Here is a 17,389-nt window from a genome sequence, read left to right on the forward strand (position 1 = left end):
TGACGCTTCCCTGTGATGGCCCTTACAGTTTTTTCACAAGCTCGGACATCCTACGTCCCATAAATCATCTGAATGGTGAGGCCTTCATGAACCTGTCTTCCAAGAACCTGCCCCTGGTCAACGATGCCAGCCGCCGGAACTTCCTCAAGCTCGGCGGCGCCATGGGCCTCGCTGCAGCCTTTGCGTCCTCCATCGCCGCCTGCGGCGGCCCGGCCGCCACGAGCACCGGAGCGACGGAAAACACGTCCCCGATCAACAAGGACCTCACCATCGAGGCCGGGATCTCCTATGCTCTGTCCACCGGCTTCGACCCCATCTCCTCTTCCGGCGCCACGCCCATGGCCGCCAACCTCCACGTCTTCGAAGGCCTGGTGGAGCTGCACCCGGCAACTCGCGAGCCCTACAACGCGCTGGCGGCAGCTGACCCGAAAATGGTCAATGACACCACCTACCAGGTGACTCTCCGTGACGGCGCCGTGTTCCACAACGGCGCTCCGGTCACCACCGATGACGTCGTCTTCTCCTTCACCCGTGTCATGGACCCGGCCAACAAGTCGCTCTTCTCCCAGTTCATCCCCTTCATCCAGGACGTCAAGGCAGTCGACGCAAAGACTGTGGAATTCATCCTGAAGTACCCGTTCCCCGGCTTCGGCCCGCGAATCTCCGTCGTCAAGGTCGTGCCGAAGGCGCTGACGAACTTCCCGGTGGGTTCGGACCAGCTGAAGTCCTTCGACGCCAAGCCCGTCGGCACAGGCCCTTACAAGCTGGTCTCCGCCGTCAAGGACGACAAGATCGTCTTCGAAGCCAACCCGGCCTACACCGGCTCCATGCCGGCTCTGGCCAAGGGCATGACCTGGCTGCTGCTCTCGGACGCAGCCGCGCGCGTGACCGCCATGCAGTCCGGCCGCGTCCAGGCCATCGAGGACGTCCCCTACCTCGACATGGACGGCCTGAAATCGGCGGCCACCGTCGAATCCGTTCAGTCCTTCGGTCTGATGTTCCTGATGTTCAACTGCTCCGCCGCGCCCTTTGATAACAAGCTGGTCCGTCAGGCACTGCACTACGGCCTGGATAAGGACTCCATCATCAAGAAGGCGCTCTTCGGCAACGCAAAGCCGGCGAGCTCCTACTTCCAGGAGGGCCACCCGGACTACGTCAAAGCCAAGAACGTATACAACTACGACCCCAAAAAGGCCGAGGACCTCCTCAAGCAGGCCGGCGTTTCCAGCCTCGAGTTCGAGCTGCTCACCACCGACACAGCCTGGGTCAAGGACGTAGCCCCCCTGATGCTCGAGTCCTGGAACAAGATCCCCGGCGTCAAGGTGAGCCTGAAGAACCTGCAGTCCGGTGCCCTGTATACGGACCGGGTGGCCAAGGGCGACTACAAAGTCGTCGCAGCTCCCGGGGACCCCTCGGTCTTCGGTAACGACGCCGACCTTCTGCTGAGCTGGTTCTACGCCGGGGACACCTGGATGAAAAACCGCGCCTTCTGGGGCGCCACCGCCGAACGCGCCCAGCTCGTGGACCTCATGGCCAAAGCAGGAAAAGCTTCCAAGAGTGAGGCGAAGAAGCTCACGGGCGACATCGTTGACCTCGTCTCCGAAGAGGTTCCGCTCTACCCGATGTTCCACCGCCAGCTCCCCAGCGCCTGGAATGCCAAAAAGCTCAGCGGCTTCAAGCCGCTGCCCACGACCGGCGTTTCCTTCATCGGTGTCGGCCGCACCTCTTAAGCACCCCGACCGGAGAATACATTGACCACGATATTGCGCCTGCTGGGCCGCCGACTAGCGGCCCTGCCCCTGATGATTCTGGGCATCACCTTGCTGGTGTTCCTCGTCCTTCAGGCCGCCCCGGGCGATCAGGCAAGCAGCGCCCTGGGCGAAGGGGCCAGTGAAGAAGCCAAAGAACAGTACCGCCAGGCCAACGGTCTGAACGATCCCCTGCCACTGCAATACGTGCACTTCCTCGGCCGGCTCGTTCAGTTAGACCTCGGCGTTACCACTCCCCCGGCGAAATCAGTGGCCAGCATGATCGGGTCCGCTTTTCCGCTCACCCTGCAACTGACCTTCCTTGGAGTGATCATTGCCGTGGTCCTCTCCTTGGTCTTCGGGATCATCGGCGCTCTCTACCGGGACAAATGGCAGGACCAGGTAGTGCGGGTGTTCTCCATCGCCGCTGTCGCAACCCCCTCGTTCTGGCTCGGTATCCTGCTGATCCAGTGGTTTGCGCTGGGTCCGGCGCCGATATTCCCCTCAGGCGGAATCGCCACCCCGGAATCGGGATTCGGAGGGTGGATCAACTCCATGGCCCTGCCGGCACTGGCGCTGGGAATTCCGGTGTCGGCATCGTTGATCCGGGTGGTCCGCACGTCCATGGTCGAAGAACTCGACCGTGACTACGTGCGGACCGCCATCGGCAACGGTGTCCCCTACCGGGAAGTCGTTTCCAAAAACGTCCTCCGCAACGCCCTTGTCACCCCCGTGACCGTTCTGGGCCTCCGGATCGGCTACCTGCTGGGCGGTGCCGTAGTCATCGAGATGATCTTTGCCCTGCCGGGCATGGGCCAGCTCATCCTCAACGGAATCACCAACCTGGACATCAATCTGGTCCAAGGCGTCGTGCTCACCATCTCTGTGACCTTTGTTCTCCTGAACATCGCCGTGGATCTGCTGTACCTCCTCATCAACCCCCGAATCAGGACCGTGTGACCATGCGAAGCAAACTCGCTGAACGCCTCAGTGCCCCGGGCCTGCGCTTCAAAGCGCTTCCCTGGAGCTCCCGCCTCGCCCTGACCTTCCTCGTGCTGATCGCCCTGGCCTCCGTGCTGGCACCGGTCCTGGCACCGCACGACCCGCTGGAGACCTTCATCCCCGCGACTGCGCCCGGGGCCGAGCACTTCTTCGGCACCGACCGCCTCGGCAGGGACATTTTCTCCCGCCTGCTCTACGGGTCCCAATCATCGCTCATGATCGGCCTTGGCGCTGTCGGGCTGGCGGTCCTGGCCGGCGCCGTCCTCGGCTCCGTGGCTGCAACCTCCAGCAAAGCCGTCAACGAGCTGACCATGCGCATCATGGACATCCTGATGGCGTTCCCCGGCATCGCCTTGGCCGCCGTGTTGCTGGCAGCTTTTGGAAACTCTGTCCCGACCATCATCGTCGCGATCGCCATCATCTACACCCCCCAACTGGCCCGGGTGGTGCGTGCTAACGTCCTTGCCCAGTATGGGGAGGATTACGTCCGCGCCGAACGCGTCATCGGTGCCGGCCGCTTCCACATCCTCAGCCGCCACATCGTGCGCAATACCGCCGCCCCGGTGCTGGTTTTCGCCACGGTCATGGTCGCAGACGCGATCATCCTCGAGGCCTCCCTTTCCTTCCTTGGCGCCGGCGTCCAGGACCCCGCCCCCTCATGGGGCAACGTCATTTCCTACGGACGCAACCTGGTCCTTTCGGGCGGCTGGTGGGCCACGACATTCGCGGGCCTGACTATCCTCCTGACGGTCCTCGCGCTGAACATCCTCGCCGAAGGCCTCACCGACGCCATGGTCAATCCCCGCCTGCGCCGCGCGCCGGTCGTGAAAGACGATGACGGGACCGCGGCCACCGCCTCCGGGAACGCTGTCGCGGTGGACGCGGAAGTGGCCACCTCGGTGGCGCAACCCTCAGTCGTCGAACAGCATGAACTCGACGGCGTCCGCATCAACCCCGTCGCCCTCAGCGAAGTGGATGTGGCCGGCGCGGCAGAGGCCCGGCGGGTTGTCGCCAAGCCCGCCGACCTGGGGCTGCTGCTCGAGAAGGAATTAGCCCTCCTTGCCTCCGTTGAAGCCGGGCGCACGGACCGGCTCCCCCAGGTCCCGGACACTGCCCGCACCGTTCTTGAGGTCAAGAACCTGTCCATCCGCTTCCCGGGGCGATTCGGCGACACCGCAATTGTCGACAACGTCTCCTTCACCGTCCGCGAAGGCGAAACCATGGGCCTGGTCGGAGAATCCGGCTGCGGCAAGTCCATCACCTCCCTGGCGGTCATGGGGCTCCTCCCACCTGCAGCCCGGATCAGCGGATCCATCACTTTCGAGGGCAAAGAACTCCTTGACCCCCGGACCGGGCACAGCAACCCCGCAGCATATAAGGGACTCCGGGGCGAACAAATTGCCATGGTCTACCAGGACGCGCTCAGCTCACTGAATCCCTCGATGAAAATCAAAGACCAGATGACCCAGCTGACCCGCCGCGGCGGCCGCAAAACACCCGCCGAACTGCTCGAAATGGTCAAACTCGACCCCGTCCGCACATTGGCGAGCTACCCGCACGAGCTCTCCGGCGGCCAACGCCAGCGCGTCCTGATCGCTATGGCCCTGTCCCGCTCCCCGAAGATCGTCGTGGCCGACGAACCCACCACAGCACTCGATGTCACCGTGCAAAAACAGGTCGTTGACCTACTGAACGAACTTCGCGAACAACTCGGCTTCGCGATGGTCTTCGTCAGCCACGACCTCGCCCTGGTGGCCTCACTGGCCCACCGGATCACCGTCATGTACGCCGGCCAGGTCGTCGAATCCGCCCAGGCGACCGAACTGCTGCAAAACCCGCAGCACGAATACACCCGGGGCCTGCTCGGTGCTGTGCTCTCCATCGAGGCAGACGCCGAACGGCTCCACCAGATCCCCGGCACCGTCCCCTCCCCGCAGAGCTTTGCGACCGGAGACCGATTCGCACCACGTTCCCGGCGGCCCGACGCCGACCCGAACCAGCGACTCGTCCTCACCGCGGTCACTGGAGATTCAGACCACTACTGGGCAAGCCACCTGAAGGAGGAAGCCAAGTGAGCGTCTCCACCGGAAAACCCGTCATCGAACTCAAAGACGTCAAAGTCCATCACCGCGCCCGAACCGGCGGACTGTTCCGACCGAATATCGTCAAAGCCGTCAACGGCGTCAATTTCAGCATCAGCCGCGGAGAAACGGTCGGCATCGTCGGAGAGTCCGGATGCGGTAAATCCACGCTGGCCTCGGTGCTCGTCGGCCTCCAGACACCGACCTCCGGCCAGGTGCTCTTCCACGGCAAGCCCGCCATCAAACGCAACGCTGCCATGCGCAAGGAGTTCGGCCGGGCCGTTTCCGTCGTCTTCCAGGACCCGGCCACGGCGCTGAACCCCCGGATGACGATCGAGGACATCCTCACCGATCCCCTCCAGGTCCACGGCATCGGCGACGCAACCACCCGGCGCGCCAAGGTCAAAGAGCTCCTCTCCCTCGTCGGCCTGCCCGGGTCCGCGGCGGAAGTGACGCCCTCGCAGGTCTCCGGAGGGCAGCGTCAGCGTGTTGCTATCGCAAGGGCCCTGGCCCTTGACCCGGACATCATTGTTGCCGATGAGCCTACTTCGGCTCTGGACGTTTCCGTCCGGGCCCAGGTGCTCAACCTGCTCTCGGACCTGAAGACCCAGCTCAACCTCGGCATGGTGTTCATCTCCCACGACATCCAAACCGTCCGCTACGTCTCCGATCGCATCTGCGTCATGTACTTCGGGGAAATCGTCGAAGAAGGATCGGCCGAAGAAGTCTTCGGCAACCCCCGCAACGACTACACCCGCAAGCTTCTGGGCGCCGCCCCCAGCCTCCTCCACACCTAAATTTCATCCCACCTCTCAACAAGTCATTGGAGATTTCCGTGCCCTCCCACTTCCACGGCGTCATACCGCCCGTCGTCACTCCCCGCCACGCCGACGGCAGCATCGACACCGCGTCACTCCAAAACGTCACCAGACACCTTCTGGACGGCGGCGTCTCCGGGCTGTTCGTTCTCGGATCCTCCGGCGAAGTGCCCTACCTGACCAACGCCGAACGGGAACTGGTCGTCACGACCATCGCTGACGCCAACGCCGGAGCGGTACCCCTGATCGTCGGCGCCAACGAACAAACCACCCACCGTGTCATCGAGGAAGCCAAAAAGGTCATCGACCTCGGCGCCGACGCCATCGTGGTGACCTCGATGTACTACGCCATCGGCAATGTCGAAGAAACCGAAACCCACTTCCGCAGCGTCCACGCCGCCATCGACAAGCCGATCTTCGCCTACGACGTTCCGGTCCGCACGCACTTCAAACTCCCCACAGACCTGCTCGTCCGGCTCGGCCGCGACGGCGTCATCGCCGGCGTCAAAGACTCCTCCGGCGACGACGTCGGGTTCCGTCAGCTGTTGCTGGCCGCCAAGGACATCGAGAACTTCGACATCTTCACCGGCCACGAAGTCGTCGTTGACGGCGCCCTCCTGGGAGGGGCGCAGGGCGTCGTACCCGGCCTCGGAAACGTAGACCCACGCGGCTACCGCACCCTCGTGGACGCAGCCGCCGCCGGAGACTGGGCAAAAGCCGCCGCCGAGCAGGACCGCCTGGCCGACCTCTTCGAGATCGTCTACACCCCCAATGGACGCGTTTCCGGAGGGGCGGCCGGGCTGGGAGCCTTCAAGACCGCACTGCAGGTCATGGGCGTCATCGAGTCCAACACCATGAGCGCACCCATGCTGTCCCTGAACGAGGAAGAGACCCTGGCGATCAAGGTAATCCTCGAACGCAACGGCCTGGTCTAAACAAGGAGGGCTGATTGTGCTGCACGCCATCGGGATTGACCTGGGAGGCACGAAAACAGCGGTTGGTATCGTCTCGGCCGCCGGCCGGGTCCTTTTCTCCGAGGAAATCCCGACCCGGAACCGTGACGGCGCAGCTGCCATCCTCGATGCGACCGCCGCGGCGGTTGTGGAAATATCCCGCTACGCGGCCAATCTGGGCCTGACGATTGACGGTGTCGGCATCGGTTCGGCCGGCGTCATTGACCCTGTCCAGGGTTCAGTGACGTCGGCAACCGATGCTATCCGCGGGTGGACCGGAACCCGGTTGACGGAAGAACTGGCGGCCCGGCTGGGGTTGCCCGCACCGGCCGTGCGGGCGACCAATGATGTGCACGCACACGCGCTCGGCGAGGCATGGACCGGAGCCGCAGCAGGGACAACAAGTTCCCTGCTCGTGGCCTTCGGCACCGGCGTCGGCGGCAGCTTTGTCCTCAACGGGGCGCCGGTGCCCGGACACCGCTTCGTCGGCGGACACGTCGGACACTTCGCCTCCCCCTTCGCCGTCTATGCCGGAGAACCGCTCCCCTGCGTCTGTGGAGGGCATGGGCACGTCGAGGCCATCGCATCAGGGCCCGCCATCCTTGATCACTTCAGAAGACTCAGCGGCGAACCGGCGGCTGATGCCCGGGCCGTGTTCGCCTTGGCGTCGGCGGGGAACGAAGCAGCAGCAGTCGCGGTGAGGGCCGGGGCATCCGCGGCCGGCCAGGCCGTGGGTGGGCTCTCCAACATCCTGGACCCGGAAAAAGTAGTGATCTCTGGTGGGCTCGCATCGGCCGGTCCAATGTGGTGGGAACCCATGGAAACCGCGCTTAGAGCGGAACTACTCCCTGTTCTGACAGCCCTCCCGGTGCAGCGCGCGGAGTTGGGAAACGCAGCCGCTGTCATCGGGGCGGCCAGCCTGATACTCAAAGACAACCCACGAAGCGGAATGATGCAGAAATGATTTTGACTCCCGCCGGCCTGGCTGCCCTCGAAGGCCGCCTCATCGTCTCCTGCCAGGCCTACCCGGGGGAACCGATGCGCGACCCCGGGACAACCGCCCAAGTCGCGGCCTCAGCCGTCCTCGGGGGCGCCGCCGCGGTGCGGGTCCAAGGCCTTGCGGACATTCAATTCACCCGCACTGCGGTCGAAGCGCCCGTCATAGGCCTATGGAAAGACGGTCACGACGGAGTCTTCATCACCCCGACGCTGCGCCACGCCCTGGCCGTGGCGAACGCCGGCGCCCACGTCGTAGCCGTTGACGGTACCCGCCGTCAACGGCCGGACCACCTCAGCCTGACCGACACCATTGCAGAAATTCATCACAACTCCCACGCGTTGGTGATGGCAGACTGCGGCTCGCTCGAAGACGCTGTCCACGCCGCCGGGTCCGGTGCGGACCTCATCGGAACGACCCTGGCCGGTTACACCGGTGAACGGCCCAAAACATCGGGACCGGACCTGCAACTGCTCGACGACATCGCCCGGGCCGACCTCGGCGTGCCGCTGATCGCGGAAGGCCGGATCCATACACCGGCCCAGGCCCGTCAGGCACGGGAAGCCGGCGCCTTCGCCGTCGTCGTCGGGACGGCCATCACGCACCCGGCAACGATTACGGGCTGGTTTGTGGACGCCCTCTCGTGAAATCACCACCCACAGTGACCGACGCGTATTTAGTGGATGGTGTCCTCCTCACAGACGGGGCAGAACTGGCTGAGGCCACCGTTGCGGTCGCTGATGGACACATCGAATACGCCGGACCCAGCGAAGGGCTAAGCCCAAGCCTGAGGTCCAGATATACGACACTGCCGTTGCCGGCGGACGCAATCATTCTTCCCGGACTCATCGACCTCCACTGCCACGGGGCCGTCGGGGGTGACTTTCCCGGCGGCGACACGGGCTCCGTCCAGGCAGCCGTGGAATTCCTGCACCGCAGCGGCACCACCACCCTCCTCGCGAGCCTGGTCACCGCTGACAGACCTGACCTTCTCCGGGCAGCAGAAACCCTTCGCCCGCTGGCCGAAGAGGGACTCATCGCGGGCATTCACGCGGAAGGACCATTCCTCGCATCCGCACGGTGCGGCGCGCAGGATCCCCGTTTCCTGCTCGATCCCGACATAGGACTGGCAGAGGAGCTGGTCCGCCGCTCCGGCGGCCACCTGCGCACCATGACCTATGCGCCGGAACTTCCGGACGCGGCCCACCTAGTGAAGGCTCTGACCCGCCTGGGAGTAACCCCGTCTCTGGGCCACACAGACGCCGACGCGGCCACCGCAGCGGCATCCCTCACGGCGGCCGCTAGTGATCTGGCAACTGTCTTTCCCGGCTCCGCCAGGCGCCCGACAGTGACCCACCTCTTCAATGGCATGCCCCCGCTTCACCACCGCACTCCGGGCCCGGTATCAGCGTGCCTGCGCCTCGCCGCAGAGGGCGTCATCGCCGTCGAGCTGATCGCCGACGGCGTCCACCTGGACCCGGAAACGGTCCGCATGGTTTTTTCCACGGCAGGAGCCGCCAACATTCTGTTGGTGACGGACTCAATGTCCGCGACCGGGCTCCCGGACGGGGACTACGAGTTGGGGCCCGCTGCGGTCCGCGTATCCGCCGGAGAGGCACGCCTGAAGTCTGATAACTCTCTGGCCGGCGGAACTGCCACCCTGCTTGATGTTGTCCGCCGCACGGTCGCGGCAGGTGTATCCCCTGCCGCTGCCGTGTTATCGGCCACTGCCGTCCCGGCAGGTGTCCTTGGGCTGGGGACCAGCGTTGGCAGCCTGAGGGCGGGGATGAAGGCTGACGTCCTGGTCACAGACGGGCAGTTGAGCCCGGTCATGGTCATGCGCGCGGGCAAAGTTCTCACTCCGCCAACACGCTGAGCGGTCAGAACGAGCTGAGCGGATTCCGGGGCCGCGGGCGTCACCGCCGGTATTCAGGCGGAAGGCGCCGCGACCCGCACCGCTACGGGGCCGGTCGACAAGTATTTGGCTGCGGCTTCGTCGGCAACGACCGTGACGTGGGGGTGCCGCTGCATGATCGAGGCGGGGCAGTCGGGGGTCACCGGGCCCTGCAACGCCCGCTCCAGAATCTCGGCTTTGTCGTCTCCGGAAACCACCATCAGAAGGTGCCGGGCCTCCATAATTGTGCCAAGCCCCTGCGTGATGCACCGTTCCGGGACTTCCTCCGCAGAGGCGAAGTAGCGGGCGTTGGCTTGACGGGTACGTTCGGTAAGTTCTTCTACGCGGGTGCGCGAGTCGAGCGCAGATCCCGGTTCATTGAAGGCGATGTGGCCGTTATGCCCGATCCCAAGAATCTGCAGGTCGACGCCCCCGGCACGTCCAATGGCGGCATCGAACTGTTCGGCGGCCAGATGCGGGTCCGGCGCGGAGCCGTCAGGCACAAAAACATTCTCCGGATGGAGGCCCAAACGTTGAGTGACCTCACGGTGGATGACTGCGGCATAGCTTTGCGGATGGCCTACAGGCAAACCCACATACTCATCCAGTGCAAACGCACGCACGCCCGACAGATCCAGGTGATGGCGGCCCAGCGCTTCATAAACCGGGATCGGGGACCCTCCCGTGGCAACCCCCAGGACCGCAGTCGGCTTACTGCGACTTACCGCAGCGACAATGCCGGCAGCCACGGCACCCGTATCGGTCGGTGCTGGTACGACGAAGATTTCCATGACTGAGAGCTTCCTGTTTTTAACGACAGCGATTGGTTAAACGGATGGCACAGCAAACATCCCCGACGGGCGCGAGCCTGTGGGAATAGAGTGAGGGAGAGCGGGGTCCTATGCGGAGGCGACGTCTTTGAGTTTGCGGCGGATTCCGTCGAAGTGCCGCTGCAGCCGCTCGGATGCCAAAGCCTTATCTTTCCGGGCGACCGCATCGTAAATATCCCAGTGAATTTTGACCTGCTCGTCGAGATTCACCGGCCCGGTACCCAACGCCTCGTGGATCTGCCGGTACACCTGCCAGAACACGTCCATAAGATTGATCAGAAGATCGTTGTTGAGCGGCGCGTACAGGCGGCGGTGGAATTCGGCGTCCTGCTCGACCAGCAGCCCACCCTCGGCCGCCGCCTTCTGCATCGCCTCCATGGTCTCGCGCAAAGCCGCCAAATGCTCATCGGTCAGAAGATCGATCGCGGAGCCGATCAACCCCGACTCCAGCGCCTGCCGGACATCGATCAACTCCATGGCCTCTTCACCGCGGTGCCCCAATGAAAGCCGGCCGCGGAACGTCAGGCCCGACACGAGCGCACTGAAATTGTTCGGAGCGACGAACATTCCAAACCCATGACGGATTTCGATGACTCCAAGGGCCTGCAAGACTTTGAGCGACTCACGAATGGTGTTCCGTCCGACCCCGAGCTCAGCCGACAGCTCGCTCTCGGTGGGCAGGGCATCACCCACATCCAGACCGCGTTCCAGGATCAGCTCCATAATGCGCGTCTGCAAGGCCTGCGAACGGATCTGTGCACTGAATCTTGCCGGGGAAACCGTAGTGGGTGCCGGGGTCACGTCATCTCCTTCGACCGCACTTTGATGACGGTCACATCCCCTACTATACAGAGATGGGACGTCCTTTGTCCTAGTGGAAAGTGGATTTCGTCTGAATTTACTCCAGGCACCCTTATCCAACCCCCACTACGCAGGACACCCCCGACCAGGCCTTCGGGCACCCACCGTCTTCCGGAGTTTAGATGCCCCTTGTAGACCTTCCCCTGGACCAGCTGCAAAACTACACCTCATCGACGCAGGAACCTGCCGACTTCGACGACTTTTGGGAGAAAACGCTCGCGGAAGCGCGCTCACACGCTCTGGACGTCACGTGCCTGCCGGTAGAAAACATGCTGCCGTTGATCGACAGCTTCGATGTGTCCTTTGCCGGGTACGGCGGCGACCGCATCCGGGCCTGGCTTCACCTGCCCGCATCGCGCCGCCCCGGTGAAACGCTCCCGGCAATCGTGCAGTACATCGGTTACTCGGGCGGCCGCGGCCTGGTTCAACAAGATACGACCTGGGCGCAGGCAGGATATGCGCAGTTCATCATGGACACCCGGGGGCAAGGCTACGGAGGGATTTCCGGAGCCACTCCGGACCCCCACCCCTCCGCCGGAGAAGTTGGGTATCCGGGGGTTATGACGCGTGGGCTGTCCTCGCGGGAGGATTACTACTACCGCAGGCTCTACACGGACGCATTCCGGGCAGTCGAGGCTGTCCAGAGCCTTGCGCCGATCGACGAAGAAGCAATCGTTTTGGCAGGAATCAGCCAGGGAGGAGCCTTGGCCATCGCCACCGCTGGACTCGCGGCCACCCGACTAAGGGGAATCCGGGCCGTCCTGACGGATGTGCCATTCATGCAGGACCTTCCCAGAAACATCGACCTGGCCCAAAATGGCCCCTACCCTGAAATCAGCAGATTTCTCTCACGGCACCGTGACCGACAAGCCCAGGCTTATGAAGTGCTGGACTACTTCGACGGCGTCCACTTCAGCCGGCGGGCGACAGCTCCAGCGCTTTACTCGGTAGCCCTGCGCGACGACGTCTGCCTGCCTTCAACAGTTTTCGCTTCGTACAACGCCTACGGGACATCACACGTACCGAGCGGCGGGGCAGCGACCACAAAATCTATTGAGGTCTACCCTTTCAATGGCCACGAAGGGGGTCAGGAACACCATTGGGTTCGACAGCTGACCTACTTGGCTGCGCTGCTTCGGGGGTAGGGCCGAGGCCGTGTTGAGTTATGGGCGCAGCAACTTTCCCGAACAAATCTCTTTCGCCGCCATTGGCCGGGAAGCGCGACTCAAGCGTCGCCGGGGCAGCCTGCACTTGCTTTGACGCTCTACGAGGAGCGCCCCCGGCCGGAGCTAAGGGGCGGCGAGGTACTTGTGTCCTTCCGGGGCCTCGAATACCCGAGTTGCGCCGGGACTTTTAACGGCAAGCCCACAAGCCCGGCCCTGCATCATGCCCGTCTTTCGGGCCGCTCGGGAAAAAGCGGCGCCCCCCAAAGCGACTGTTGTTGCTGGGGCCGGAAGGTCCCGAGCGCGGCGCTCCTGAAGTCGGCTGCCACGACGCGTACGGGACTCCTATCCGGGTTGGCTATGCCTGCCGGACGAGCTACGCCCGAGTCCAGGGCGGTACACCCGTGCTGGTGCCGGGGTGGTCATGGATTCCGCCAGCGAGGTTGCCATCAACGGCGTTTCCCCCGATGGCGGAGCGGCCAGGCCCGGCATTGGGCTCGTCCTCACCTTTCATCTGGCGGACCTCCGATTTAAAGAATGCGCATTGACTGGCCTAGGCTGCGGGCCATGCCCGGCAGCTTTGGCGCCGCGAAAAGCACCATAGCCAGGACGATAATGATGATGAGATGCCAGCCTTCGAGTCGCATATCGGACTCCTTTCCAATAGTCATCCTACGTCCTATATCGAAAGACGACTAGCCCTCCGCCCCGCGCACTTTCGACGAGGGAACTGTTGACGGCGGCGCCGTCTAAGGGCTGCAGTCCGTTCGCAGGCGGACGATGGATTTCCTCGTGATCCCCTTGATGTAGCTCTAGTTGGCTGCCCCTACGCGGGCGTCAGCCGAACATTTGGGAACCAGCCTTCAGGGGCCCTTTTGGGTTCGAGGTGTTCCGGGTCCCGGTGTTTTTGCATGTCGCACTTGTAGAAAGGACCGCGGGGATCCAGGAGTACGCTCATGTGGTGGTCGGCATGGTCTCTGAACCAGACACTGATGCCCGTCGCTCCGTCGAGCCGGAGGTGTTCCCAGGCGCGCCACAGGGCTTCTATCCGGCTGACGGCTTCCGGGTGGAAGTACCACTCGATACACCATTTAGCTGCGCGGCCGTCGACGTCGCGGACGTACGTTGGCAGCAGTTGCTCGTGGAGAAACTCTTCGGCCGAGCCGTAGACCAGTTCCGGTGCCTTTTGGTCCTCCGAAGGAGCATCTCCCTGCGTTTCAGGGTCGAGGGAGCCGAAGCGTCCGATTTCGGTAGTCATTTCAGGTTCTCCTAGCCAGTGACCCAAGGGTTGGAGCCCGTAGCGGCAGCGGCCGGCACAGCTTCCTCTTCGGGGCGCGGGCTGTACTGCTTGATGGATGCTTCGACGGCCTGCTTGTGTGCTCCCGTGTACCAGGGCATGGTGCGGACCAGTGTGGCGGGTGCGCCGGAGGCGAGGACGACGGCGCGGCCGCGGTCCAGCTCGGTGAGGTTGGAGACGTCGAAGATCCGTTCCTTGCTTTCCTGGCGGGAGCGGCTGGACCCGGTTTTGCCGGAGCTGATGGAGACGTCGGTGTAGCTGTTGTCCCCGATGAGGTCTGAGAGGGCGCGGAGGAATCCTTCTTCGGCGACGCCGCCGCCGTAGACCTTGACGTTGGCGGCGGACCAGATTTTGCGCATGTTCGCCTCTCCCCAGAGTTCGACGCCTTGGGACCAGGACTGCAGGATGCCTATGACGATCAGGCCTTTGGAGCCGTAGTGGCTGAACTGGTCCGGCAGGCCGGCCCAGCGGACGACGTTGGCCAGCTCGTCCAGGGCGAAGAGCGCCGGCTTGGGGAGGCGTCCGCCGCTGCGTTCTGCCCGTTCTTCCATGGCTTCCGCGATGGCCACGGTCAGGGCCGTGGTGAGCGGGGCTGCAGAGCCTGCCCCTTCCTTGGAGAGGATGTAGATCGTTTCCTGGGACGCGGCGAAGGCGTGAGGGTTGAACTGCCGGCGTGCGTCCATGGCTACTGTGGCGCCTCCGGTGGGGGCTACCCAGCGGAGGGTGTTGCGGCTCTTGAGGCACTGGATCATCTTCTCGGCGGTGCAGAATATGCCGTCGCGCTGCTTGTCCGCGAGCTTGAGCGTGGATTCCAGGCCTCGGTACTGCAGTTCGTAGTCGTGCTTTTTCAGGATTTCGATTGGTTCCTGGCTAACCTGCTCGGTGACCCAGAAATAGACCTGCGTGATTGGCAGGCCTCCGAGGGCGGCGGCGAGGAAGTAAGAAGAGAGGATGTCTTCGGCTTTGGGGTCGAAGTAAGCGTCCGGCTTGCACCCCGGGACGCGGGAGCCGACGGAGAAGTGCTGAGTGAGCTTGTAGGCCTTCTCTTCGTCGGTGACGTAAGAGAGCGGGTTCCACCACCAGTCCAGTTCTTCCTGGGCGATCTTCTGCGGGTCAAAGACCCACACGGGGCGGTGGCTCCGCGGACGCCGCGGGTGCCGTCGACGACGTCGCGCTTGTTCGAGGTCGAGACGACCGCGCCAGGTGCTTCCAGGATCGCCGGCATTACCCGGGAGGTGGACTTACCGGTTCGGGGTCCCCAGATATCGAGGCTGAGGTCTTCCCAAGACTGGATGAAGGTTTGTCCGGTGGAGACGACCTTGCCCACGACGATGCCCGGCTTGCCTGCGACGCCCAGCCGGTTGGCGGTGGCTCGGGCGCCCTTTTCGGAGAACGCGGTGAGGTTCTTACCGCGGCCGAGGTACCGGGCAGCTTTGTCGACCCGGGCACGCTTGGAAGCGCCCTTCCGCCAAGCCCAGAACACGAGGATCGCCAGGGCGAGGACCAGGCCGGCCATGACGGCCACGACGACGGTCGCCTGGGCCGGCAAGATGACTTTGCCCTTCACTAGGCCGGCGATCAGGTCAATCGGGTGTCCTAGCGGGGTCGGCAGGCCGGCCATCCACGACCCGATGTGCACGGCGGCGTACGCGCCGCCGCCGAAGACGACGATGAAGCCGATGGCAAGCCAGACCAGGACGGCGTCTCCAAAGCCCATGCCCTTAAGGTTCGGTGCGCTCACAGGGCTCCTCCTGTCGCGGGCCGCTCCGGGGCTGCCGCGTCCATTAGGGGGAACGCGGGTTCGTGCCAGCGGGTGTTTGTGTCGTTCAAGCCCTCGGCCCGCTCGATGGAGGTCAAGCCGATCTGGACGGGGATTCCCGGACGGCCGCCGACCTTGATGAGGAACTTTCCTTCACCCGTTTTCGTTGTGCCGGTTTTTCGCGGGACCGCACCGCAATAGATACTTGGGCAATGAATACTCACAGCGCTCTCGACCGTGAGAACGCGAACCACCCGCCGGCGATGCCGGAGATTCCTGCCCAGATGCGCGCGGTGCTCAACGGCATTCCGGCGATGGTGGCCTACTGGGACGCGGAGCTGCGGAACCGGCTGGCCAACGACGCCTACCTGTCCTGGTTCGGCGTCGACGCCGAGCAGCTCTATGGGATGCACATCCAGGAGCTGCTGCACAAGGACGTCTATGAGGCGAACCGCAGTTACATCGCAAAGGTCCTCGACGGCGAGGCCCAGCTGTTCAAGCGCACGCTCACCGATTCCGCCGGCGGCACCCGCCACACCGAGGTCTCCTACATGCCGGACGAGCGCGACGGCGGCATCCAGGGCTTTTTCGTCATGGTCACCGACGTCACCGAGCGGGTCCTCGCGGAGCACCGGCAGCGCCGCGACACGGACCGCTACCGCGCCCTGGCCGGCAGCATCCCGGGCGTCTTCGTCCTGCTCTTCGACGCGGATCTGCGCTACCTGATCGCGGAGGGCCAGGAGCTGCACGCTTTCGGATACCGCTCGGAGGAGCTGGAGGGCCACCGCATCCATGATGTGCTGGAGGGCTGGCTGGCCGAGGAGCTGGAACCGCGCTACCGGGCCGCACTTGCCGGCGAGGAGGTTGCCTGGACCCGACGGATCGGCGCCCGCACCTACCGGCTCAAGGCCGGCCCGGTCACCTCCGACGGCGCCACCGCCGGCATGGTGGTGGCCGTGGACATCACCGAGCGGCTGCAGCAGGAACAGACCTGGGCCGCGCTGCACGAGATCGCCACCGCCGTGGCCCGCAACGCCGCCCCCGAGGACATCTCGGTGCAGCTGGCCTTCATCCTTCGAGACCTCTTCGCCGTCGACTCGGCCGCCGTCGTCCGGTTCACCGGGCCCCTGTCCGCCGAGATCGTGGCCATGGCGCCCGCCCTGCCGCCGACGCTCAGCAGGGAACACAACTTCGCACTGACGGACAACTCCGCTACAGTGCGGGTGGCGGTCACCGGCAAGCCGGCCCTCGTCACCTACGGTACCGAGAGCGGCGGGGTCGCGGAGGAGCAGATGCTCGCCGGTGGATTCCGCTCCGCCGCGGCCGCCCCGATCCGGGTGCACGGCAGCCTCTGGGGCGTGGTGAGCCTGACCTCCAAGACCAGTGCCGGCGTCACCGCGGCCATGCTGGAGCGGCTGGCGCAGTTCGCGGAACTGGTGGAAATCGCCATCGGCAACACCGAGGCCCGGGTCCAGCTTGAACGCCAGGCCACCACAGACGAACTCAGTGGCCTGCCAAACCGCCGCTCCCTGGAGCAGCACCTGGCCCGCGAGATCGAGCGGGCGGCCGCCCGCGGCACCCGGCTCAGCGCCGTCGTGCTGGACATCGACCACTTCAAGAAGGTCAACGACACCTTCGGGCACCTGATGGGCGACGTGGTGCTGGCCGACGTCGCGGCCCGGCTGCGGGCGGTGGCGCGCAAGGACGAGATCGTAGCCCGATTCGGCGGCGAGGAATTCGTCTGGCTGCTGCCGGAGACGGACGGGGCGGAGGCGCTGCTGGCGGCGGAACGGGCCCGGGTGGCGATCGGCTCCGAGCCGTTCGGCGACCTCGGGCACATCACCGTCTCCGCGGGTGTCTGCGAGCTGTCCGACGCCGGCAGCCGGGGCCTTTTGGCCTGCGCGGACCGGGCGCTGTACGCGGCCAAGCACGCCGGCCGCGACCGCAGCGAGCGCTACGGCGCGGCCGGCTGACCGCCGGGGCGCC

The 17,389-nt window shown here is 64.6% G+C and carries 13 protein-coding genes and 3 pseudogenes; 10 read left to right on the plus strand and 6 right to left on the minus strand.

Translation table 11 applies throughout. From position 1 onward, the window contains the following. Positions 1 to 86: 86 nt before the first annotated feature. From ACRQ5B_RS04420 to ACRQ5B_RS04455, 8 genes are read left to right on the plus strand one after another with little or no spacing between them, the layout of a single operon-like run. Entirely contained in the window at positions 87 to 1,730 is a 1,644-nt protein-coding gene (locus ACRQ5B_RS04420; protein WP_412884689.1) for an ABC transporter substrate-binding protein, read from the plus strand. Positions 1,731 to 1,751: 21 nt separating this feature from the next. Further along, positions 1,752 to 2,708: an ABC transporter permease gene (locus ACRQ5B_RS04425; RefSeq protein WP_432397340.1), complete on the plus strand. Its 957-nt coding sequence runs from the start codon at positions 1,752 to 1,754 to the stop codon at positions 2,706 to 2,708. 2 nt (positions 2,709 to 2,710) lie between these two features. Beyond that, complete coding sequence (locus tag ACRQ5B_RS04430; protein ID WP_432397343.1) at positions 2,711 to 4,825, plus strand: dipeptide/oligopeptide/nickel ABC transporter permease/ATP-binding protein; 2,115 nt, start codon at positions 2,711 to 2,713, stop codon at positions 4,823 to 4,825. Further along, complete coding sequence (locus tag ACRQ5B_RS04435; RefSeq protein WP_412884686.1) at positions 4,822 to 5,628, plus strand: ATP-binding cassette domain-containing protein; 807 nt, start codon at positions 4,822 to 4,824, stop codon at positions 5,626 to 5,628. The genes ACRQ5B_RS04430 and ACRQ5B_RS04435 overlap by 4 nt, the downstream gene beginning before the upstream one ends. Before the next feature lie 38 nt (positions 5,629 to 5,666). Further along, positions 5,667 to 6,584: a dihydrodipicolinate synthase family protein gene (locus ACRQ5B_RS04440; protein WP_412884685.1), complete on the plus strand. Its 918-nt coding sequence runs from the start codon at positions 5,667 to 5,669 to the stop codon at positions 6,582 to 6,584. Positions 6,585 to 6,600: 16 nt separating this feature from the next. Beyond that, the gene (locus ACRQ5B_RS04445; RefSeq protein ID WP_432397348.1) at positions 6,601 to 7,566 is read left to right on the plus strand and encodes an ROK family protein; all 966 of its coding nucleotides are present in this window, start codon (positions 6,601 to 6,603) and stop codon (positions 7,564 to 7,566) included. Then, positions 7,563 to 8,246: an N-acetylmannosamine-6-phosphate 2-epimerase gene (locus tag ACRQ5B_RS04450; protein WP_412884683.1), complete on the plus strand. Its 684-nt coding sequence runs from the start codon at positions 7,563 to 7,565 to the stop codon at positions 8,244 to 8,246. Before ACRQ5B_RS04445 ends, ACRQ5B_RS04450 begins: the two co-directional genes overlap by 4 nt. Next, complete coding sequence (locus tag ACRQ5B_RS04455; RefSeq protein ID WP_412884682.1) at positions 8,243 to 9,475, plus strand: N-acetylglucosamine-6-phosphate deacetylase; 1,233 nt, start codon at positions 8,243 to 8,245, stop codon at positions 9,473 to 9,475. Before ACRQ5B_RS04450 ends, ACRQ5B_RS04455 begins: the two co-directional genes overlap by 4 nt. Positions 9,476 to 9,528: 53 nt before the next feature. Here ACRQ5B_RS04455 and ACRQ5B_RS04460 read toward each other — a convergent pair whose 3' ends face one another. Continuing rightward, a complete protein-coding gene (locus tag ACRQ5B_RS04460) occupies positions 9,529 to 10,284 on the minus strand; it encodes a glucosamine-6-phosphate deaminase (RefSeq protein ID WP_432397352.1) in 756 nt (251 codons plus the stop codon). A gap of 108 nt (positions 10,285 to 10,392) precedes the next feature. Beyond that, positions 10,393 to 11,124: a FadR/GntR family transcriptional regulator gene (locus ACRQ5B_RS04465; RefSeq protein WP_432397355.1), complete on the minus strand. Its 732-nt coding sequence runs from the start codon at positions 11,122 to 11,124 to the stop codon at positions 10,393 to 10,395. Between the two features lie 182 nt (positions 11,125 to 11,306). Here ACRQ5B_RS04465 and ACRQ5B_RS04470 point away from each other — a divergent pair, with 182 nt between their 5' ends. Then, positions 11,307 to 12,329: an acetylxylan esterase gene (locus ACRQ5B_RS04470; RefSeq protein WP_432397357.1), complete on the plus strand. Its 1,023-nt coding sequence runs from the start codon at positions 11,307 to 11,309 to the stop codon at positions 12,327 to 12,329. A 394-nt stretch (positions 12,330 to 12,723) separates the two neighbouring features. Here the strand turns inward: ACRQ5B_RS04470 and tatA are convergent. From tatA to ACRQ5B_RS04490, 4 genes and pseudogenes are all read right to left on the minus strand, one after another. Beyond that, positions 12,724 to 12,994: pseudogene (gene tatA / locus ACRQ5B_RS04475) on the minus strand (Sec-independent protein translocase subunit TatA). A gap of 179 nt (positions 12,995 to 13,173) precedes the next feature. After that, positions 13,174 to 13,605, minus strand: a complete 432-nt coding sequence (locus ACRQ5B_RS04480) for a DUF4913 domain-containing protein (protein WP_432397360.1) — start codon at positions 13,603 to 13,605, stop codon at positions 13,174 to 13,176. A gap of 11 nt (positions 13,606 to 13,616) precedes the next feature. Continuing rightward, positions 13,617 to 15,385 (minus strand): annotated as a pseudogene (locus tag ACRQ5B_RS04485) (type IV secretory system conjugative DNA transfer family protein). Further along, positions 15,382 to 15,561, minus strand: a pseudogene (locus ACRQ5B_RS04490) (ATP/GTP-binding protein); the annotation flags it as partial. The pseudogenes ACRQ5B_RS04490 and ACRQ5B_RS04485, both read right to left, overlap by 4 nt. 54 nt (positions 15,562 to 15,615) lie before the next feature. Here ACRQ5B_RS04490 and ACRQ5B_RS04495 point away from each other — a divergent pair. Next, the gene (locus ACRQ5B_RS04495) at positions 15,616 to 17,376 is read left to right on the plus strand and encodes a sensor domain-containing diguanylate cyclase (RefSeq protein ID WP_432397363.1); all 1,761 of its coding nucleotides are present in this window, start codon (positions 15,616 to 15,618) and stop codon (positions 17,374 to 17,376) included. Positions 17,377 to 17,389: the final 13 nt, after the last annotated feature.

Source organism: Pseudarthrobacter sp. L19 (genome assembly GCF_050859435.1).
GTDB lineage: Bacteria > Actinomycetota > Actinomycetes > Actinomycetales > Micrococcaceae > Arthrobacter.

Excerpts from the sequence above, each read along its gene's own strand:
- ACRQ5B_RS04460 (WP_432397352.1), bottom strand. The coding sequence starts at position 10,284 with ATGGAAATCTTCGTCGTACCAGCACCGACCGATACGGGTGCCGTGGCT.
- ACRQ5B_RS04430 (WP_432397343.1), top strand. The coding sequence starts at position 2,711 with ATGCGAAGCAAACTCGCTGAACGCCTCAGTGCCCCGGGCCTGCGCTTC.
- ACRQ5B_RS04450 (WP_412884683.1), top strand. The coding sequence starts at position 7,563 with ATGATTTTGACTCCCGCCGGCCTGGCTGCCCTCGAAGGCCGCCTCATC.
- ACRQ5B_RS04470 (WP_432397357.1), top strand. The coding sequence starts at position 11,307 with ATGCCCCTTGTAGACCTTCCCCTGGACCAGCTGCAAAACTACACCTCA.
- ACRQ5B_RS04480 (WP_432397360.1), bottom strand. The coding sequence starts at position 13,605 with ATGACTACCGAAATCGGACGCTTCGGCTCCCTCGACCCTGAAACGCAG.
- ACRQ5B_RS04495 (WP_432397363.1), top strand. The coding sequence starts at position 15,616 with ATGAATACTCACAGCGCTCTCGACCGTGAGAACGCGAACCACCCGCCG.
- ACRQ5B_RS04420 (WP_412884689.1), top strand. The coding sequence starts at position 87 with ATGAACCTGTCTTCCAAGAACCTGCCCCTGGTCAACGATGCCAGCCGC.